26 protein-coding genes are annotated in these 20,610 nt (G+C 40.2%); 5 read left to right on the top strand and 21 right to left on the bottom strand.

Going from position 1 to position 20,610, the window contains the following annotated elements; all coding sequences use genetic code 11:
- Positions 1–127: 127 nt before the first annotated feature.
- The 4 genes from CFT42_RS10895 (at position 128) to CFT42_RS10910 (ending at position 3,493) form a co-directional block, all read left to right on the top strand.
- On the top strand, positions 128–1,045 hold the full coding sequence (locus tag CFT42_RS10895; RefSeq protein ID WP_088809550.1) for a COX15/CtaA family protein: 918 nt from the start codon (positions 128–130) through the stop codon (positions 1,043–1,045).
- A gap of 82 nt (positions 1,046–1,127) precedes the next feature.
- Positions 1,128–1,970 (top strand): Cof-type HAD-IIB family hydrolase, encoded by an 843-nt coding sequence (locus tag CFT42_RS10900; RefSeq protein ID WP_088816133.1) that lies wholly within the window; start codon positions 1,128–1,130, stop codon positions 1,968–1,970.
- Between the two features lie 17 nt (positions 1,971–1,987).
- Complete coding sequence (locus tag CFT42_RS10905) at positions 1,988–2,698, top strand: potassium channel family protein (protein WP_088809548.1); 711 nt, start codon at positions 1,988–1,990, stop codon at positions 2,696–2,698.
- Between the two features lie 63 nt (positions 2,699–2,761).
- The gene (locus CFT42_RS10910) at positions 2,762–3,493 is read left to right on the top strand and encodes a glucosamine-6-phosphate deaminase (protein WP_088816134.1); all 732 of its coding nucleotides are present in this window, start codon (positions 2,762–2,764) and stop codon (positions 3,491–3,493) included.
- A 285-nt stretch (positions 3,494–3,778) separates the two neighbouring features.
- Here CFT42_RS10910 and CFT42_RS10915 read toward each other — a convergent pair whose 3' ends face one another.
- The 5 genes from CFT42_RS10915 to CFT42_RS10930 form a co-directional block, all read right to left on the bottom strand.
- Complete coding sequence (locus CFT42_RS10915; RefSeq protein ID WP_088816135.1) at positions 3,779–4,426, bottom strand: MOSC domain-containing protein; 648 nt, start codon at positions 4,424–4,426, stop codon at positions 3,779–3,781.
- A 22-nt stretch (positions 4,427–4,448) separates the two neighbouring features.
- A complete protein-coding gene (locus tag CFT42_RS14905) occupies positions 4,449–5,048 on the bottom strand; it encodes a YcnI family copper-binding membrane protein (protein WP_088824925.1) in 600 nt (199 codons plus the stop codon).
- A 3-nt stretch (positions 5,049–5,051) separates the two neighbouring features.
- Positions 5,052–6,653: a copper resistance CopC/CopD family protein gene (locus CFT42_RS10920; protein WP_088824924.1), complete on the bottom strand. Its 1,602-nt coding sequence runs from the start codon at positions 6,651–6,653 to the stop codon at positions 5,052–5,054.
- Positions 6,654–6,774: 121 nt separating this feature from the next.
- Entirely contained in the window at positions 6,775–7,605 is an 831-nt protein-coding gene (locus tag CFT42_RS10925; protein WP_088809543.1) for a TPM domain-containing protein, read from the bottom strand.
- A 27-nt stretch (positions 7,606–7,632) separates the two neighbouring features.
- Positions 7,633–8,199 carry a LemA family protein gene (locus CFT42_RS10930; RefSeq protein WP_088809542.1) on the bottom strand — a complete coding sequence of 189 codons (567 nt, stop codon included), beginning with the start codon at positions 8,197–8,199 and terminating at the stop codon, positions 7,633–7,635.
- 130 nt (positions 8,200–8,329) lie between these two features.
- On the opposite strand from CFT42_RS10930, the gene CFT42_RS14795 reads away from it, so the two are divergent.
- Entirely contained in the window at positions 8,330–8,488 is a 159-nt protein-coding gene (locus CFT42_RS14795; RefSeq protein ID WP_159457901.1) for a hypothetical protein, read from the top strand.
- 39 nt (positions 8,489–8,527) lie between these two features.
- Here CFT42_RS14795 and CFT42_RS10935 read toward each other — a convergent pair whose 3' ends face one another.
- From CFT42_RS10935 to CFT42_RS14910, 16 genes are all read right to left on the bottom strand, one after another.
- A complete protein-coding gene (locus tag CFT42_RS10935; protein ID WP_088809541.1) occupies positions 8,528–8,923 on the bottom strand; it encodes a hypothetical protein in 396 nt (131 codons plus the stop codon).
- A gap of 110 nt (positions 8,924–9,033) precedes the next feature.
- A complete protein-coding gene (locus CFT42_RS10940; protein WP_205408887.1) occupies positions 9,034–9,438 on the bottom strand; it encodes an arsenate reductase ArsC in 405 nt (134 codons plus the stop codon).
- Between the two features lie 129 nt (positions 9,439–9,567).
- Entirely contained in the window at positions 9,568–10,146 is a 579-nt protein-coding gene (gene apf / locus CFT42_RS10945) for an aggregation-promoting factor (protein ID WP_088809539.1), read from the bottom strand.
- A gap of 279 nt (positions 10,147–10,425) precedes the next feature.
- The gene (locus tag CFT42_RS15060; protein WP_255377772.1) at positions 10,426–10,551 is read right to left on the bottom strand and encodes a hypothetical protein; all 126 of its coding nucleotides are present in this window, start codon (positions 10,549–10,551) and stop codon (positions 10,426–10,428) included.
- A gap of 206 nt (positions 10,552–10,757) precedes the next feature.
- The gene (rplS, locus tag CFT42_RS10950; RefSeq protein ID WP_088809538.1) at positions 10,758–11,102 is read right to left on the bottom strand and encodes a 50S ribosomal protein L19; all 345 of its coding nucleotides are present in this window, start codon (positions 11,100–11,102) and stop codon (positions 10,758–10,760) included.
- 142 nt (positions 11,103–11,244) lie between these two features.
- A complete protein-coding gene (locus tag CFT42_RS10955) occupies positions 11,245–12,603 on the bottom strand; it encodes an SIR2 family NAD-dependent protein deacylase (protein ID WP_088809537.1) in 1,359 nt (452 codons plus the stop codon).
- A gap of 118 nt (positions 12,604–12,721) precedes the next feature.
- Entirely contained in the window at positions 12,722–13,093 is a 372-nt protein-coding gene (locus CFT42_RS10960) for a hypothetical protein (RefSeq protein ID WP_088809536.1), read from the bottom strand.
- A gap of 1 nt (position 13,094) precedes the next feature.
- Complete coding sequence (gene trmD / locus CFT42_RS10965) at positions 13,095–13,841, bottom strand: tRNA (guanosine(37)-N1)-methyltransferase TrmD (protein ID WP_088809535.1); 747 nt, start codon at positions 13,839–13,841, stop codon at positions 13,095–13,097.
- Positions 13,842–14,360 carry a ribosome maturation factor RimM gene (rimM, locus tag CFT42_RS10970; RefSeq protein ID WP_088809534.1) on the bottom strand — a complete coding sequence of 173 codons (519 nt, stop codon included), beginning with the start codon at positions 14,358–14,360 and terminating at the stop codon, positions 13,842–13,844.
- Positions 14,361–14,369: 9 nt separating this feature from the next.
- Positions 14,370–14,756, bottom strand: coding sequence for a YlqD family protein (locus CFT42_RS10975; RefSeq protein WP_088809533.1), 387 nt, complete (start codon positions 14,754–14,756; stop codon positions 14,370–14,372).
- Between the two features lie 78 nt (positions 14,757–14,834).
- Positions 14,835–15,560, bottom strand: coding sequence for a gamma-glutamyl-gamma-aminobutyrate hydrolase family protein (locus tag CFT42_RS10980; protein ID WP_088809532.1), 726 nt, complete (start codon positions 15,558–15,560; stop codon positions 14,835–14,837).
- A gap of 113 nt (positions 15,561–15,673) precedes the next feature.
- Entirely contained in the window at positions 15,674–16,909 is a 1,236-nt protein-coding gene (locus CFT42_RS10985) for a prolyl oligopeptidase family serine peptidase (protein ID WP_088816136.1), read from the bottom strand.
- Between the two features lie 353 nt (positions 16,910–17,262).
- On the bottom strand, positions 17,263–17,493 hold the full coding sequence (locus CFT42_RS10990; RefSeq protein WP_088809530.1) for a KH domain-containing protein: 231 nt from the start codon (positions 17,491–17,493) through the stop codon (positions 17,263–17,265).
- 15 nt (positions 17,494–17,508) lie between these two features.
- Positions 17,509–17,781: a 30S ribosomal protein S16 gene (gene rpsP / locus CFT42_RS10995; RefSeq protein WP_088809529.1), complete on the bottom strand. Its 273-nt coding sequence runs from the start codon at positions 17,779–17,781 to the stop codon at positions 17,509–17,511.
- Positions 17,782–17,859: 78 nt separating this feature from the next.
- On the bottom strand, positions 17,860–19,497 hold the full coding sequence (locus CFT42_RS11000) for a poly(glycerol-phosphate) alpha-glucosyltransferase (RefSeq protein WP_088816137.1): 1,638 nt from the start codon (positions 19,495–19,497) through the stop codon (positions 17,860–17,862).
- Positions 19,498–19,551: 54 nt separating this feature from the next.
- The coding region (locus CFT42_RS14910) for an LPXTG cell wall anchor domain-containing protein (protein ID WP_208611158.1) at positions 19,552–20,610 on the bottom strand (1,059 nt) is incomplete at its 5' end.

Here is a 20,610-nt window from a genome sequence, read left to right on the forward strand (position 1 = left end):
GTTTTAGTTTGTGAAACAGCGCCAAATAACGAATTCTTTACTTCTGTTTTAAAATTCGCTACAATAAAATTAATGTGTAAAAGCACGTTTGATGACAGATTCATCTAAAAGGAGAGAATAAGAAATCATGAATAAGTTTCTTAAAATTTGGTCCGTCTTGACGATTATTTTCATGACATTTGTTGTTTTTGGTGGGGCTTTGGTGACCAAAACGGGTTCAGCAGATGGTTGTGGAAACACTTGGCCACTTTGCAACGGACAACTCGTTCGCCTGACAGACGTTACAACGGAAAAACTAATTGAAGTCGCGCACCGAATGACAACGGGACTCGCTTCCATTTTTGTTATTGTGTTGGCCATACTCGCTTGGCGAACAATTAAAGATCGCCGCGAAACAAAACCACTCGCTATTATCGCTGTTTTATTTTTAATTTTACAAGCTTTCATGGGTGCTGCCGCCGTCATGTGGGGCCAAAACCCATACATCATGGCGTTACATTTTGGCATTTCCATTATCTGTTATGCGGCAATCATTTTACTGGCGCTACTTATATTTGAGTTTGACCGCAAATTTGATGCCAGAAATTTAGTGATGGGCACGAAACTGCGATTTAATCTTTACTTTTTAACCATCTATACATACTTAGCTGTCTATACCGGCGCACTGGTTCGACATGAGCGCGCAAGTCTCGCCGTTCCAGTTTGGCCATTCCAAGACGGGACATTCATTTGGCCAGATTCCATTCAAGATTATGTGCAATATGGGCACCGCATTGCCGCTTTCATTTTAGTCGTTTGGATTTTCTATGTGACATGGCTTGTTTTCCGTGATTACAGACATTACCGCGTGCTCACCTATGGCATGGTCCTCGCTGTTATTCTCGTAGCACTTCAGGCGCTCACAGGTATCCTGTCTGTTTACACCGAGGTTAATCTTTATGTGGCACTATTCCACAGTTTAATCATTACCATTTTATTCGCGCTCTTCTGCTACTTATGTATGCTCGGTGCGCGGAGCAAAAAAAATCGTTTACGTATTCGTTAAAACGAGCCCTTTCAGGCTCGTTTTTTTTGTTCAACATATGCTATGATAGCTAAGTGAGAATAGAACATTGAAGGAGTTTGACATGAACCAACAAATTATTTTCATTGATGTTGATGGTACACTTTGTAACGATTATGGCCGCGTTCCCGAGTCCGCTGGGGTGGCCATTCATAAAGCACGACAAAACGGGCATAAAGTTTATTTATGCACTGGCAGATCCAAAGCGGAAATCACGGACGAAATTAAAAATATTGAATTTGATGGCTTTATCGGCGCAGGCGGCGGCTACATTGAAGAGCAAGGCAAGCTCCTTCTGCATAAAAAATTCGATTTAGCAGATCTTTCAAGCATCGTTCGCTTTTTCAAAAAAGAAGGTATCGGCTACTATTTGGAATCAAACGACGGCCTTTTTGCAAGTGACACATGCATTCCAGAAATTCGCAAACAAATTTTTAAAGGGCTAAACAAAACGGACGCCGAATACCAAAAACGCGCCAGCGAATTGAGTTTCTTTTTTGACTTACTTTTACCTGAAAAGCCCGTTTCTGAACTGACTACGGTAAACAAAATTTCATTTATGAGCGAACACGTGCCTTTTGAAAAAGTTAAAAATGCATATCAAGATAAATTTACAATTTTACATACTACTGTTCCACTTTTTGGAGAAAATAGCGGCGAAATTGTTTTACGTGGTATTAATAAAGAAGTCGCAATTCGCTACTTACTGACACACCTCAATGCGAGCCCTGCACAGACAATTGCAATTGGGGACGGTATGAATGATTTTGAGATGCTCCAATTTGTAAATTACGGTGTTGCAATGGGAAATGCAAAACAAGAATTAAAAAATATTGCCGATTTTGTCACAGGTACGCCAGATGAAGATGGCATTGCAAATTTCTTTAAGCAACACGGTCTCACTTGAATGAAAGGATGATGATTATGAAAATCTCAAAAAGGACACTTATATACGAATTATTCATGCTTTTACTTGTTATATTATCCCTCGCGTTACTTCCCTATCATAATTTTTGGACAATCCTTTTAAATTGGGTGATTTGGGGAATCTTCACATTAGACTATTTTTCCCGCCTCGTTCGGGCAGAGGACAAAAAACGCTACATTAAAACACACCCGTTCCAACTAATTGCCATTATCCCATTATACGGCGGTTTTCGGGCAGCACGAATCGTGAGCCTATTCCATATTTTACGCCTTACCGCAATGGGAAATCGCTATTTAACACCTCTTTTTAATTTTTTAAAAACAAACGGTCTGAATCGCTTCATTTTAATTTTCTTACTACTTGTTATTTTCATTCCACTTCCAATGGTACTGATTGAGCCAGATATCCACGACTACCCCGATGCAATCTGGTGGGCAATTGTGACCGCTACAACTGTTGGTTACGGCGACATCATTCCCATTACACCAATTGGGCGCATTTTAGCCAGTATTATGATGCTTGTCGGTATCGGTTTTATCGGTATGATTACTAGTACGATTATGAGCTACGCGAGTAAGCAACGAAAAATTTCCACCAGTTCTGAAAAAATCTCGCATATTACGAAAGCAATCGACCAAGTGGAAGAGCTTGATGAAAAGGAAATTGCTGTTTTGGAAAGTTATCTTGATATGAAAAAGAAAAAATAGCTTGCTCTGAAATGCATTACAGAATGTATACTTCTTGTAGAACAAAAAAGGAGGAGCTATTTAATGAAACTAATTGTAGAAAAAGATTATGCGTCGATGAGCAGAGTTGCAGCGAATATTTTACTTGGAAAAATGTATCAAGTAAATCGGGTGAATTTAGCCATTACGGCCGGAAACACGCCAGTCAAAATGTATGAGTATTTAGTAGCAGAGATAAAAGAGCGTCCTTATTTGGAAAATGTTCATTTTTATAACTTTGACGAAATTCCTTATGCTGGCGAAAGCGGTTTTGGTGTGACGATGACAAATTTAAATCGCCTTTTCTTTCATCCGGCAAAAATTTCGGAACGAAACATTCACGTTTTAGATACTGAAAACTATCAAAATCAAGATGCTCGTATTCAAGCAGACGGCAGCTTAGATTTAATTTTGCTCGGTATTGGTGAAGATGGGCACTTTTGTGGCAACCTTCCGGGAACAACAACCTTCGCAGATGAAACAACACTCGTGCGAACAGACTCTATTCCTGAAATGCGCGACATCTTAATTGCAGAAGTTGGCGGCGACGAATCCAAATGTCCTGACGTTTACGTAACGATGGGGCCAAAAAGCGTAATGGCAGCCAAATCAATTGTTTTGTTTGCAAATGGACGAAAAAAAGCAAGCATCATCAAAAAAGCCTTTTTTGGCCCGGTCGACAGCGCTGTCCCTGCTTCCATTCTTCAGATGCATCCGAATTTAACCGTAATTTTAGATGCGGAAGCGGCTATGGAGTTAGATGTGGAGGAACAATAAATTCTTGATGAATCTAAAACAGGAGAGAAAATCAAAAAAGATTTTCTCTCCTGTTTTATTATTGAAAAATCAACCTTTACATTATCTAAAAATGATGTGGTCTACTCACTACAGCTTCAAATTAAAGAATCTTTTAAGTTCAGTTACTTTATTCAAGAATATAATCAATTATTGCCTTCGTATTAACACTCACATATTCATCTACATCTAGTTGAACAGCATCAACTAGATCATTATAAGTCGGTAGATTTAAAGCCCCTCTATGTTCGACCAAGTTTGGCGATGTCACCTACTTGAGTTTTGCAACTTTTTCTGCAAGGACTCATAGTAGCGTTCGGACAAAGCTTTGACGGCGGCAATCCTTTCGAAATCAGCTTTTGCTCCTTTTTTATGTAAAACCATCTCGTGACAATAAGCAACTGTAACTTGGTGCGCGTCCGCTTCAAGCAAAATCACTTCGTCCAATTGCTGAATCTTCCCTTCCTTAATCGTGCGGCACAAGTAGCCTGTAAAGCCGGTTTGCTGCACTTCTTTATAGAGTTCAGGCATATGATTATATTTTCCAATGGTGGAACACGGGTTACGCGCCTCTGTCACCTGAATGACCGCTTCACCAATTTGGAAAATATCGCCAATCGCAACATCTTTTTCAAGCATGCCAGAAACCATTAAATTTTCGCCAAATGCACTTTTTGGTAACTTCTTTTGAAATTTCTCCTCAAAATACGCATAATGTTCCACTGGAAACACACATACCGTACGGTCAGGGCCGCCGTGATGCTTCATGTTAAACGGTCCATCGCCAACAAATCCTTGAAATGTGAGCTGGGCTTCTAACACACCTGTTTTTTCAATTCCTGTCAACATTTTCGACTTGCTCGAAAACGCCAGTTCCTTAGGCTTCCCAATCGCGACATGATGTACTTTTCTCATTTCTAGCACACTCCATTTTGTATTATTTTTTCTTCCGAAGTAAAGCAAACAAACTAACAATAATGGCTAAAAGGCTAATTCCAAGTGTCGTGTAAATGAGCCAAGCAGAGAATTCATTTTTTTCGTCCTGCTCTTTGCTCGTGGTATTTCCGTGCGCGTCCGTCTGCGGAACACTCGATTCATTCACCGTCGTAACCGCATGCGGCGTATCCGAATTCGCATCCCCCGTCCATTCCACTATCGACCCGTCCGCATAGTATTGAAAAGCATCCCAATTAAGTTGAGCGGCTTTTTCCGGGTTGCTCGCGATGAAACTAAAACGCATAAACTGACCTGGCAAAATGCCCGCGCCTGTTGCCTCCCATGTTATCACATTTTTCGATTTATCAAAAGTCGTTTTAAATCCAGCCACTGGCTCATAAGAAACATACGTAGCTCCGGCAGGCATTTTAAGTACAATTTTCGTCGTGTTACTCTCTTTTTCAACAGGCACCTTCATCGTATACGTCTCGTACGCTCCCGTTTGCGATTCACTAGGCGAAACACTGACATGGGCGCTCACAAGAGCAGGAAATCCCCAAACTAACATCGCTACACTACACATTACAATCCATTTTTTCATCGCTTACTCCTTTATTTGCACAGTAAATGTTTGTTCTATCGTCTCAAAATTTTCCGTTAAACCGCGCACCGTAATTTCCCATTTTCCAATTTGATTTAAGTATAAACCGCTTGCGACATAATCGCCGCTTTCCGCGAGCTCGCCCTGAAACTCATGCGCACGGCCACCCGCATGTTTAGCGCTAAATGTTACTTGTTGAAACGCTTCAAGCACAGCCCCTTCTTTGGTTAAAAAACGAGCTATAAATGTGTTATCTCCGACTTTGGCTGGCGTAATTTGCAGCCGAATTTTTGCTCGATCATTTTTGTCCGCCATCACCTCACTGAAAGGTTTACTTGGCGCAGGGGGCGGTGTTTTCGTGTCAGATAAAATACTCGCGGCGCTTAAAATAAGCAAGCCCAGTAGCATTTCAATGAGAATCGTTTTAACCGGAATTTGTTTTTGCGTATTCTTCAAATAGAAGTAGTGGCCTAAACCGATTAGCGCCATTAAAATGACGAGGCCGATTTTGATGAGTAGCGTGATGCCATACGCGGTTTGGACGAGGTTTTTCATTTGCCCGATATTCATGACGGACATGAGAATGCCCGATAAAATGAGCAGACCAAACGCAGCCATCGCGTAAATCGCAAATCGGTTCCACATTGCTTTGGCTTCTTGTTTTGGGACAACGAAAAGCAAGGCAATAATGCCGCCTACCCAAAGGCTCGCCGAAATGAGATGCAAGAAGTCAGCGGTTGTCGCAACAATTCGGTCCGCCTGCGCCTGGCTGTGCCCACTAAGTGCTTTGGTCATAAAGATGGCAAGCAAAGTTAGGGCAGCAAGAAGCGGCATTAAAATCCGGCTTTTTCCTTTAAACAAAAAGAAAAACAAACTAGCGAGTATGAGCCACAAAATGAATTGCGTAAGCCAAAGTTTCCCAGTGCTCGTGCCGAAAAATGTGCGCATGAGTTCGGGCGTCAGGGCGGCGCCAAATGTCATGGTTTTGACTTGAACCGGTAGGAAAAGCGCCACCACGCTGCCCATCATCCCCATTCCAATAGCTGTCAGGATTTTTGCTCGTTTCAGCATTTGCCGCGGAAATGCTTCTTTCTGCGGGAAAAGAACGAATAAAACGAACAACACACCGAAAACAATACTAAAGCTTATATAAAGAAAGTCTTTTAAAATGGTGTTCGTTATTTCTAAGTTTGGCGTTTCAGCAATCGTTTTCGGGAGTTCTTTGTCCGTCTTACCGACTTTAAAAGAAATAACACCTGAAATCGGATGACCATCCGCCGAAACGACACGCCATTCTGCCGCGTACACGTCTGGTTTTGCTTCTCCGTCCACATGCACCGAAACAACATGATCATTCTCTGCAGACACAAGCGTTTTTCCTGTCGAAATTCGCTCCCCTTTCGAGTTGGTCACTGTAATTAGCGGAAAATCAGATTTGATCGTTTCATTATATGTAAGAACAATTTCTGCCGGCATTTTAGCTACACTGCTACCATCTGCCGGTGTTGAATTTTGTAAATAGGCATGGGCATCTGCGTGAGTTGCCGGAAAAAGAATAAGTAAGAAAAAAATCAGGAACCCTTGCCAAAATCGATTAACAGCCATTTCTTCCTCCCTTTTCATAATCACTTTCCATTTTACGATACCTGAATTCTTTTTCTATTTAAAGCAATATGCATTCAAAAAAGCCACAGTATATAATACCGTGACTTTCATAAATAACCGTTTAGAAGCCTCTCCCAGCTCCGCCACCGCCAGAACTTCCGCCGCCACCAAAGCCGCCAAAACCTCCACCAGAGCCGCCTGAGCGTCCGCCTCCAAAACCGCCGCCGATAAATGGACCGCCACCACGCCCCCGTCCGCTATCAAACGGACCTCGTGAACCGCCGCGCGGGCCTCTGCCATTTATCATCGAAATAATAATAAATGTAACAACTACAAGAATAATGATGCCAATAACGCCCGGACTAAGCTTACCTGAAGCGCCTTTCTCTCCATTCGTTTTTGCCAGTTGCATCTCGTTAGTGTAGTTCTTAAAAATCGTTTCGTCTTTATAGTTATATTCTTGATTTACTTTTAAAGCCACTTCCGAAAAAATATTGCGCAACCCCGTGTTATAATCATCCGCCTTTAAGTAAGTCAGGTTATTGTCTAAAATTTCACCCGCCGTACCGTCCGTAATTGCGCCCTCAAGCCCGTAGCCGACTTCAATTTTAATTTCCCGCTCACCAGTTGAGAGCAAAATCAAAACGCCATTGTCGAGAGAATCACTACCAATTTTCCACTTATTAAAAAGTTGATGCGCGTATTCTTCTTTGGTTAAACCATCAAATGAATCCACCGTTGCCACCACAATTTGTGGCTTTTCCATCTGATTTTGATACGCATAGTTCACCGACATTATCATATTTTTCGTCGTTTCATCTAAAATATTCGCGCTATCCGTAACATAAAATTGCTCGGTTGGTTCAGGAAGTTTGACTGCTTGTGCATGATTGGGCAGAAATACAACAGCCAGAAATAAAATAAAAAATGTAAAAAAGGTTAGCCGTTTCAAAACGCGTCATCTCCCTTTCCTCTATAGTTAGTCGAAATTCACTTCCGGCGCTTTATCCGCCCCTTCTACAGCTTTAAAATACGGTTTCGTTTCAAAGCCTAGCATGCCAGAAACAAAGCTTGTTGGCGCGCTTGTCACTTTCGTATTGTAGGAACGGACGACATCATTATATTTATCTCGTTCAACTGAAATTCGATTTTCCGTTCCAGCTAACTCGTCCATTAAACGCGTCACATTCTCGCTTGATTTTAGTTCTGGGTAGTTTTCTACGGTTGCAATTAGGCGTGTGACAGCTTGGTCCATTTGGTTAGCCGCATTCATTTCTTCACTTTGCGTACTAGCTTTAGACACAGCGGTTCTTGCTTCGGCAATTTGACCGAAAACTTCTTTTTCCTGCTTCATGCTGCCTTGCACTGAATTTACTAAGTTGGGAATTAAATCATAGCGGCGTTGCAACTTACTTTCTACGTTTGCCCACTGCGCAGAAACTTCATTTTCTTTTTTATTTAAAGAATTATATGTAGCAATAAAGGGCACGCCTAAAACAATCAAAGCAATCGCTATCCCAATAATTACTTTCCAAGTATTTTTCATTCGTTTTTCTCCTTTTAAATAAGATATTTTCATTATATCAATAACGCTGTATTTTTTCATACTTCCCTCGCATGATTTTTTGTAAAACACATTTATTCTGTGCTACACTAAGGTGAAGCGAGGTGATTAGATGCAGGAAGCACTCATTTTAACGAGTATTATCGTCCTCGGACTCATTGCACTTGTATTTGAATATCATTACACAGTGAAACGAGCCATTCGTTATATGAAAAAAAATAATCTTACCAAACAAGCGATTAAGGATAAAATAGAAATTTATGAGGATTGAAAACCCGTGCTGACACGCAGCACGGGCTCTTTTCATAATTTAAAATGAATCAAATTGATTTTTCTCACTAGAAAGTTTTGCTAGCGACATAATTCCTGAAATAAGGAATAAAACGCCCGTTACAAAACCATAACTAAAGAAACTGATTCCGCCAATCACAATTAAAACGATTGACCAGCCTTTTACACTAACACCATTTTTCAATTTAAAGGCAGCGATAAAACCAAACACGCAAGCTGCAATAGCAAGCAAGAGGCTAAGTGCAATAAATCCAATACCAAATGACATATCAATAAAATCATCACGTGTCACTACTGGATCAACCGATGCTGCAAATAGCATTATAATGCTAAACCCTCCCATAATAAAGACGCCTAGAGCTGCTAAACTGGCACCAATAATACTCATGATAAATTCTGCTTTTCTATTAATCATAATTGCCCTACTTTCTGTTTATTCTAAAGTACATTATACCTGAAAATAAAACATAATTAAATAGCGGATTACAATAAAAGAAGAACAGGCCTAGGTGAGCCTGCTATTTTTTATTTATCAAACTCTCCACCAAGTATTCTTGTTCGTAATTCTGAAACTTTCTTTTGTATCAAGTCCCTTGTTTCTCTAAACTTATCAATTGAGCTTCCACTTGGATCAACTAAGCCCCAATCTTCCTGATAACGGCTCGGCAAATTAGGGCAAGAAACGCCACACCCCATTGTAATCACTATATCTATTTCGCCAGGAATATCCGCCAATAATTTAGGATATTGCTCGGCTATATCTACTCCTGCTTCCCCCATAACCTCGACTGCTAACGGTTTTACTTCTGGATAGTTCTCCGTTCCTGCTGAATATATCTCTGCTATATCATTTAATAATACTTTCCCCCAGCCTTCAGCCATCTGAGAGCGACATGAATTATGAATACAAATAAAGGCAATTTTCCGCATAATAATCCTCCAAACATTTCTCCGTGTTTATTATATAGTATTAAAGCAAAAAAAGATAGAGGCAACAGAGTGCCTCTATCTTTCATACTAGCCAAACATAGTCATTCAAAGATTATAAAATCCTTCGTTTTAATACCAACCAGTTTGCAAGTGGTGTGCTTTCGCATTACTCCAAGAACCATAGCGGCTCTTCACATAGTTTTCAGCTACACGTTCTTGATTGGCAGCAGAATAGTCACCATTTAAGTACGAGTTCGTTAATTGGTAACGACCAATATATTTACCTGTTGCACTTACTGCACCGTAGTTACCACCAGATTCTTTTTGTGCAATCCATTCTTTCGCTTGTTGCTCTGTGGAACTTCCAGTTGATGCGCTCGCGCTTTGACGAGGTTGCGTTTGTTTTTGCGCTGGTTGTTGTTGTGTCGGTTGCTTGCTTTGTGCAGCTGGTGCAGGTGCAGCAGTAGCTACGCCATTTCCACCTTCTCCAACTTCAAGCGCTTGACCTATATAAATAAGATTAATATTCGAAATGTTGTTATCCTTGGCAATTTGATCGACAGTCGTATTGTTATTCTTGGCGATTTCGGATAGAGTGTCTCCCTTTGCTACATTGATTTGTTTAGCGTCTACGAATTGACCTCCAGCGATAATTACTGCTCCAATCACAAAAGATGATACGGCAATTCCTAATGCATTTTTTTTCATTCCTTAAAAACAACTCCTTAATTTTTCTACGGGATTCATCATAACATAGCAACATTTCAAAACAACTACTGTTCCATTTCATTTTGTTTCAAAACAAAGTCATAGGCACCAAACGTCAATAGGAAAATTTTACCAATTAAAATCTAACTTCCTGCTATACAGCCCTTCTTCTAAGTTTGAATTTTCAGACGTTTAGTGACATATCCCTTCATTAAAATTTATTTTTTTACTGAATTTATTAGTGAAATTGCTTGATTTCATTAAAAAACACGGCTAAACTTATTCATTTTCTCCCTGTATCGACAACCCTATATCCAAAATTTGTTCTATTTCTTCTATAATAAGAAGCCCACCTTTTTTGATAACTTCATCATTTAAAACAACAATTGGTAATTTTTCAGCCATGAATAAAGGCTCCTCACGAAAAAAGTTCCACCTTTTCTCCTTTTAACTTAAAATAAATGTTTTGAAATTCTTCACACACACACCAAACTTTGGAATATTTCTAGTTCCATATCGTAATTTTCCTTATTACTTCCACAAAAATATTCTAGTTTTATCATTTCTATCCAATAAAAAAAGCACCCTTTTGAAAGGGTGCTTCCTTTAAATTAACGAATTTCTTTAATACGAGCCGCTTTACCGCGTAAGTTACGCAAGTAGTAAAGTTTCGCACGACGAACTTTACCGCGACGAATAACTTCTAGCTTAGCGATACGAGGTGTATGTACTGGATACGTACGTTCAACACCAACGCCATAAGAAATTTTACGAACTGTGAAAGTTTCGCTAATACCAAAACCACGGCGTTTAATTACAACACCTTCGAAAAGTTGGATACGTTCGCGCGTACCTTCGACAACTTTTGCGTGAACACGTACAGTGTCACCAGGACGGAAATCCGGGTTGTCAGTTTTTAGCTGTTCTTTCGTAATTTCTTCGATAAGTTTATTCATCTTATTCTCTCCTTCATACAAATATTCATACGTATTAAGAACGAAGCGGAATATTGTTATCAAATCTGGAATAGCCCAGATACTTAATTAGATTAACACAAACTTCTTTGACTGTAAAGTTTTTTTCTTGATAGTTTATCTTTTAATAGACGCCCATCTCTTCTGTAAGCTTTCTATTCAGAAAGAGAAGTCTATATTTATTAGCATAACTTATAAGTTGAACTTTTGTGTCCTTGGGAATGCTATCTTTTCTTGTAAACCATGTTTTTGTAGCATCATACGCTGTCCCTTTCACCTTATCCTCAGCATAATCCCCTACGTACGGTAAAACACGATTAAGCCCCTCAGCCAATATTTGAAAAAGTCTGGGTGGCATTTTATGATAGTCATAATGAATCAAGATATCCAATAAAATATTGATATATTCATCATAATTGGAAAATGCATTTCGTTTTCTAGCTTTCTCCCATAACTCATTAATGCAAACTAATAGAAATTCGATATACGATGAAATCATATGATACTCAAATTGAGGAAGCATTTCTAAGAGCTGTAGTCTAAAATCTTGATTAGTAATAAATTCTTGAATTTCCTCATCTTCTTTATTATTCAAATTTTCTACAACAGCTTGTAGCTCTTCTAATTTATGAAGATACAAACCTTGAGATTTTTGTATATAGTCCGCTAATTCTTGTAGAAACTCTTCTATATTCGAAATTTCAATAATTAAATTTCCCATCTCATCTCTATATGGCAGCTCTTTTGGATTTTCTGACCAAAGAGCTTGAATAATTTCATAGGGATATTCATTTCCTCTTGTGTATAAATTCTTCGACCAATCTACTGCAGACAATACATTTACATCCCCAAGCCCATATCCAAGAACTAATGTTGTAGATTCTCGTATTGTCATTGCTAATTTTGATTGTCTATATTCAGTTGGTCTAAAAAGTGGGACATAATCTTCCTGAACAATGATAATCGATTCCGGATCATTCCGCACGCCATGTAAATGATAAATAGGAATAATACCTTTAGGAGCTGAAAGATAATCAAGTGGACCTAAGCTCTTACTTTTTCCCGTTAGAATTGTTTCTAGAACTAAATCATAGTTTGTCGTTACAATCCAAGAAGGCTTAATTTCATCAAATAATTTTTTTAAAAGTTCAATCTTATCTTCTTTTGGGAGCCAATTGGCCAGCAAGCAAATTTCTTCTTTAAAAGTATTTTTTGCCTCAGCGTAATCATCATAACTTTTCCTATCCGCCAATTGTTTGCACAATAATGTCGCAAGTTCTGGCATGGAAAGACCAATTAAATTTTCTCCCTCAGGCATATGCAATTCGTGTACTATACTTGCTTCTTTAATTAAATCATACCATCCCAGTGCTTCGTCAGCCATTGCTTTCGAAAATCCAGCACCTATAAACAAACCCAAGTTCCCATAACTATGTGCATTAAATAGTTTCTCAAAAACTTCTTCCCTTTTTATACTGCTCATCCCGTCTCCCCCATCTATGTATGCGTTTTCTTTCAGTTTAATGCTAAAACGTATAGATTTCAAATTATATACATTTATATACGTAAAAAAATCACTAGGCAATGCTAGTGATTTTCTTTTAAAATCTCGTAATCTTAATATTCACAGCTGTACCGTATGCGAGTTGATAGACGCGGTCGCCGACAAATTGTTCCGTGAAGTTACAGTGGATTATCCCGTTTCCCCCGACGTCAAGCGCTTTTTGTTGGAGCTCTTTAAGTAAGTTTTCAAAGCCGACTGTTTCTAAAATCGCTTCGTCGTCTGACTTCAATTTTTGGCGCACACTTTTTGCGAAAACGACCGTTAGAACATCGTGATTGACATTAATGCCACCCGTTGACACTTGCACATTCTCCCAAGTTTCACCAATTCGTTTCTGGTCATTTTGCTCAGATACATATTCTTCCCGATTTTTATCCCGAACAGCTCGGTCTTTCCCAAAAAAAGTCATATTAACGCTTCCTTTCATCACATTCTTCTTCTATTTCATGTAGCCATTCTTGCTCTTTTTTGGATAAATTGTATGTTTCAAGTAAGTCCTTGCGGCGTAAAAACGTTCTCCGAAGCGACTCTTTGTTTCGCCATTCCTCAATTTTCGCGTGGTTCCCACTTAAAAGCACATCTGGAACCTGCATGCCACGAAAGTCAGCGGGACGCGTATAGTGCGGATGTTCAAGCAAACCGCTTGAAAATGAATCGTGCACCGCAGAATCGGCATTGCCTAGAGCGCCTGGAAGCAGCCGAACAATGCTGTCCGTCATCGCCATTGCCCCGATTTCGCCGCCTGTCAAAATGTAGTCGCCAATTGAAACTTCGTCGGTTACAAGATGCTCGCGAATGCGTTCGTCGTAGCCCTCGTAGTGCCCACAAATAAAAATGAGTTGTTCTTCTTCTGCAAATTCTTCTGCCATTTTTTGATTAAACGGCTTACCAGCTGGATCCATCAAAATGATGCGCGGTTTTTTATGTTCGAGTTGTACATGTGACACGGCATCGAAAATGGGTTGCGCCTTGAGCAACATACCTGCGCCGCCGCCATATGGATAGTCGTCCACCACCTGATGCTTTCCTTCGGCGTATTGTCTAAAATCTGTCACCGCAATGTCCACGATGCCTTTTTGAATCGCTTTGTTCATAATGGATTCAGATAGCATGCCGCTGAACATTTCCGGGAAGATGGATAAAATATCAATTTTCATTTAATCTAGCAACCCTTCAAGTGGCTCGATAACAATTTCCTTGCTCCCGATATCGATTTTTTTTACAACGTCAGCAATATACGGAATAAGCATTTCTTTTCCGCGCTCTGGTTTCACAACCCAAACATCATTCGCGCCTGGCGTCAAAATCTCAGTAATTTCGCCGAGCAAAAGGCCGTCTGAGGTGCGCACATGACAACCAATAATTTCATGAAAATAATACGCGTTTTCCTCTAATTCACCTAGCGCTTCTTCTGGCACTTTTAAAATGCCTTCCTTCATTTTTTCTACTTGATTAATCCCAGTGTAGCCTTCAAACGTTAGCAAGTCGAAATTTTTATGCACGCGGTGTGAGCGTACCGTAAGTTCAATTGGCGTATTTTCATTTTTTAAATACAAAAAAAGTTTATTGCCTGTGCGGTAGCGTTCGCTTGCGAAATCAGTTCTTGAAATGACGCGCACTTCGCCCATTAGTCCGTGTGTATTCACGATTTTTCCTACATTAAACATCTTTCCCATAAGTCACCTCTAGCGTATTTCTGTAATTACTCCGTCCGTTACAACAATCGTTTTACTAAGTGTGGCATCGCTCCACTCATCGCCAACTTGAACATCTACAATCGTTTCAAGCTCGCGTTCGCGAATTTCACTCCCAAGCGGTAGCGTTTCAAGTTGTTCCATTTGAAATTCCACCAACTTGATTTTCTCTTGGCGCAAGTTTAATTCATGTTCAAAATATTCATTAACACGCTCTGGCTGGTAACGGTTTTTATGTTCCACTTTTTTTTGTTCAAATAAAAGCTGTTCACTTTCTGTTTCTAAAAGGCGTTTTTGCTCTTTATAATACGTTAAAAGTTCAAGTTTGCTTTGTTCCGTCAAAACTTGCATAATGACTACTTTTTGAATGAGTTTCACTTTGCACCTCCAGACGCGTTACTACTATTTTTATTTTATCAGTTTGCCGCACACTTTCCAAAGGTTTTCTAAAAAAGCTTAGTTTTTCTTACTTGCTTTTACAAAAAGGGCGAATAAATCTTCGCTCTCTCTGTCCATTTGGAACATGAGTTCAGGGTGCCACTGGACGCCGATGAAAAAGCTTTCTAGTTCGTTTCCTTCCACAGCTTCAATCATACCGTCTTGTGTACGCGCTGTGACATGTAGACGACTAGCTACTTTTTTAACATACTGGTGGTGCAAGCTATTCACACGCTTTCTAGTGCCATGAACTGTTGCTAGTAAACTTCCTGGATCTATATCAATTAAATGGGAGCCGAGTTGTTCATCTACTTGCTGTAAGTGTTGCAAAAGCGAACCTTCTACGTACTTCCCGTCTTGATAAAGCGAACCGCCAAGCGCCACATTGACTACTTGCATACCACGGCATACTGCAAGAATTGGCGTTTTAGCTGCGAATGCTTGTTTCGTAAGTTCAATTTCAAATGCATCGCGAATGGGTGCATAATCGGCAATTTCAGGAAGCGGTTCTTCTCCGTAATAAAACGGCGTAATGTCTTGTCCTCCCGTCATTAATAAGCCATCTACTAACCCGATCATTTGCTTGGCGCTATCTGGGTCATCAATCGGGATAACAATTGGTAATCCCCCTACTTTATGAATCGCATCAACATAGCGTTGTTGCGTATATGTGACACGATGCCCGTAAAATTTATCAATACCTTTTGCGAGCCTATTTCCTGTAATCCCAATAATTGGTTTCATTTTCTCTACCTCCTGACCTCAATTTATTTTACCCCATTCAGAAGGATTTTACTCTGTTTTTGCAAAAAAGAAAAACTCGCCTGGATTTCTAGCGCCAGACGAGTCTACTTCGATTATTTTACATTTGACACAAGCCAAGTTAAAGCTTGTGAATCATTATACGCTTTTTCCCATGAGGCGTGTGGATTTGGTGCCACTAAACCAGACGGGTACTCTGTCATTTGAACTTTCTTACCTCCTGCATCTTGAATCGCTTTGACCGCTTGAAGCGAGCCTTGAACACTGTTGACAGGATCATCTTCTGCTTGGAATGTCCAAATCGGAATATCTTTAATTTTCGCAGCATCCGCTTTATCTGGCGCTAAATACCGTGCGGAACCAACTTGAATGAATTCCGAACCTTCATGATACATATAGCCAGCAATTGGCATCGCAGCCGCGAAGAAATTAGGATTCTCCGTTAACATTTTCCAAGTTCCTGTCGCTCCATTGGAAACACCTGAAATATAAATTCTTGATGTATCAATATCGTCATTTTCCGAAACCACTTTATCAATTAGTTTTTTCACTTGTTCCGTCTGCCCTTTACCGAACCATCCTTCGCGTGCTTCGTCCCATGGAACTTGCGGTGCTAGAACGTAACTAGGCGTTGTTTGTTGGAAAGACATTCCTGAAAAAGTTTGCGGTCCATCTGTACCGAGCAATTGCATTTCATTGTCCTCACCGCGTTCACCTGAACCGTGAAGATAGACAACAAGTGGTTTTTTCTCACTACTATTCTCCCCTACTTCCGGAGAAAATAGACGATATTGCATTTTATTTTTGCCATCTTCAAATGTGCTCGCTTTAAACGTATCTAAAATAGGCGTTTTAATTTCACTAATTTTTAAAGCATCGGTTGCTGCATATTTCGTGCCTTTAGCCGATTCAATTTCGTCCGTTTGTGCAACTGTATAGGTTAAGTTTGCGCGTGTATTAATAAATTTCTCAATATCGAACACGAGTGTGCTCGCATTGGCATCATTTGGATTTAATTCTAGTACAACATATTTCCCTTTTTCACTAGGTGTGCCGGCTGTTTGCTCTTCGCTCGTATATACTGCTTGAATAGTACGACTCTTTGCTCCTGCAAAAACAGAAAAATCAGATGTCGCCAATTTATTGCCATTTATTTCTTCAGGATAAGTTAAGATGACGGCTGAGCCAACTTCTCCTTTATCCACAACTTCTGTCACTAGTTCCACTTTTTTAGCATCAATTTTCTTTGCGGCTTCTTCAGTTGATGAACAAGCTGCTAGGCTTAAGCTCGCAAAAACCAGAAACGCTAATGAGTACCATCTTTTTTTCATCCTTAAATCTCCTCTTTTCGCTCTCATTCTAAAATAGTCAACCGCAACAAAAAACAGGCAAAACCTCTTCACGATAGAAAACTACCGAAAAATTGGTTTTGCCTGCCGCACAGTAACTATCCACTATTTGATTATAGCTTAGCACAAATAGAAAGCGATTACAAAAGGCGTTTTTTCTATTTCAAAAACTGATTTTCGCTCATTTACTAAAAATAATTATAATAAATTACATCGTATATATTTAAAAGTAATGAAATGCACAATATAAAAAGTAATTTTAAGTAAAAAGAGCTAGGCGTATTAACCCATCCAGAGAACATAAAAAGAACTCGGTTTCACCAACCGAGCTTCTTTTATTCGATGATTTCAAGGCGTACCTTTTTGGCATTTTTAGCGCCAGCTGCGTAAACGAGCGTCCGAATTGCTTTTGCGATTCGACCTTGTTTACCGATAACTCGTCCCATATCATCTTTCTTCACTGTCAATTTATAAAAAACAGTGGAATCTGTTTCTTCGATTTGAAGTAAAACATCTTCCGGATGGTCAACAAGTGGTTTTACGATGGCGATAATCAAATCTTCCATTCGCAGGCCCCTTCCTTATTTCCCTAATTTTTGGTTATGGAATTTCTCCATGATGCCTTCTTTAGACAAAATGTTACGAACAGTGTCAGAAGGTTTTGCACCATTATGCATCCATTTTAAAACTGCTTCTTCATTGATTTTAACTTCAGCAGGGTCTAGTAAAGGATTGTAAGTTCCTAGTGTTTCGATCGAACGACCGTCACGTGGGAAACGAGAATCCGCAACTACGATACGGTAGAAAGGTTTTTTATTAGAACCCATGCGTTTTAGACGAATTTTAACTGCCATGTTTATATACACCTCCATAAAGTCTTACACAAGTATATATATTACCAGTAAAGGATTTGTTTGTAAAGTGTTTTTTCTTTACAGAGTAATTTTTTCTGCATTTTCCTGGCAAATTAACGCATAAAATTTCGCATAACCCGAAATATTGTGCTCCACATCGTCAATCCGAACGCGAAACGAGTGATGCCGAATAAAAAAACTGTCCGTAATACGTGCCGGATTTTTAAAGTACATGGCTACTTCTGGATAAAACAATCCGTTTAATTGGTAGTCGGCACGCTTTTGAATGACTTCTCGCAAACGTTCTTTTGAAAACACACTTTCCAAAGGGCGATTCATTTCGAGTTTTCCGTATAGTTCGTGGGCGGCAAGTGTCAGTTCGAGGAAGGTAGGAAAAGTCGTTTCACGGTGGTAAATAAAATCCAAGTTATCAAACGCATTTTGCATGCCGAACAAAACGTATTTTTCATCTGGAATGTAGGTTGCGATTTCATTTGCCGCATAGCTTAGCCAGTGATCGTGGTTGCGCCAATAGTTTTTTGCAATGAAGTTTTGAAATGCGCTCTCCGCACCTCTTAAATACGCCTCGTTTTTGCTCACGCCGTATAGACGTAGCAAGCCTAGCACGGCCTCGCCTTCGTAATAAATAATCCGAAACGGATCTTTCACTTCCATAGTTGGGGCATGCAAGACGTGTGTGAAACTGCCATCCTGTTCTTGTAGCCGTAAGATTCCCCAGGCGAGTTTTTCCGCAAGCGGAAGGTCTTCATGATTTTTCGTAAGTGTCATATATTTTGAAAAAGCAAGCAGTGCGGCAGCGTTCGCCCCAAGTTTTATTTCGCGCAGCTCCGGCTCGGTCACATACGCAAAATCTTCTTTTTCAAGGATAAAATTTTGTTTTAAATAAGTGAGGGCACGAATTGCGGCCGCTAAAATCGTTTGATTTCCTGATACTTCATACGCTTCCAGCATCGAATATGTCGTACTCGCATGGCGCAGCGTATTGTAGTGCTTAATCGTTTTATCGAAGCAAGCAAAATACCCATAATGGAATTCACCTGTTTTTTTCACTTGTTTAGCTAAATAAATCCCCGCATTTTCAACGATTTGCTTCACTCGCTGTTCAGTCAATTGTTCCTCTCGAACCCCGTGAGCTAATTCATCTGTATGTAACGTAAAAACGTCTTTCCCATCAAAAAACCAACTGTACGTGGAAAAGGTTGTCACATTCGTATAACCGTTAAGTTGCAACGGTTTTCCGTGTTTTCCCGCTTGAATCAAATAGCGATTTAAATTTTCCAGATTTAAACAAACGTCTTCTTTCCCGGCTTTTAAAACCGCATTCCCGTTTAATTCTTGCTCAAGTAAAGCTTGTTCAAATTTCTTATCAAAACAAATACCTTTGCGATAGTAATTTTTTTTCGTCTCTAAAACTTCTTTATTCCACACATGCAGAGGAAAATCTTCGTAATTAAATGCGACGTCAACTTTAAATGACACCAAATCATCTGTTTGATTTTTCTTAAGTGCTCTTAAAATATCGTCCATCAAACTTCGAAGTGACATACGACTAATATTGATTACTTTGGCGCGCTTGTTTTCATACCCGAGTGAAAGAAAACCATTCCATTTCATTTCGTAGGTCATGTTATCTTTTGAAAGCAACGTTTCCATAGCGCTATTTTCAATTTTTTTAAAAGCTGTTTCAAATGGCATCTTAAAAACTCCTTTAGAAATCTCCCCGCTCATTTCGAGCGGGAAGAATCATCATTATTTATTCGCTTTTCTACGTTTTCTACTAAACAACCCAGCTAAAGCAGCGAGCATTCCTGCACCAATCCACGGTGCTGCTGAACTTGCTTCATCTCCTGTTGAAGGAAGCGAAGAGTTCATTGCCATTCCACTACCAGATAACGTACCATCGCTATTCGAGTACGTAATCGATGTTCCGCCACCAGATGATGTGTTGGAAACATTCGTTGGTAATGGAACACCTCCACCACCCGTCTCAACATCATTTGGTTGAACTACCGCTAGTAGTGTTTCACCTGTTTTCGTTTGGCCATCATAAACGGCTTTAATTGTAAAACCTAAAATATCGCCAGCTTTCAAATCTAAACCATTTGGAATGTTAAGAGTAAAATCTCCGTTCGCAGAAACCGGAATTTCAATCGTTGAACCATCCGGCAAGGTAACCACAATAAAGAATTCTGTGCCATCAGGTGCATCAGCAATGGCATCTTTTACCATAGATTTGATATCTTTATACGGAATTGTCCCTCTAACAATCTTATCCCCCGCATGAATCGGCTTAACAGACGGCCGATCAACCAAGAAATCCCTCCAGTCAATGTCAACATCGGCGTCGGCGTCAGCATCGGCATCGGCATCAGCATCAGCATCGGCATCAGCGTCAGCATCGGCATCAGCATCAGCGTCAGCATCGGCATCAGCGTCAGCATCAGCATCAGCATCAGCATCAGCATCGGCATCAGCATCGGCATCAGCATCAGCATCAGCATCGGCATCAGCATCAGCATCAGCATCGGCATCAGCATCAGCGTCAGCATCAGCATCAGCATCAGCGTCAGCATCAGCATCAGCATCAGCATCAGCATCAGCATCAGCATCAGCATCAGCATCAGCATCAGCATCAGCATCAGCATCGGCATCAGCGTCAGCATCAGCATCAGCGTCAGCATCAGCATCAGCATCAGCATCGGCATCAGCATCAGCATCAGCATCAGCATCGGCATCAGCATCAGCATCAGCACCAGCAGCAGCAGCACAATGAGCGCCGCAGGACGAGGCCGCAGGCAGAGACACGGA

It is taken from the genome of Listeria goaensis (assembly GCF_900186125.1).
Lineage (GTDB): Bacteria > Bacillota > Bacilli > Lactobacillales > Listeriaceae > Listeria > Listeria goaensis.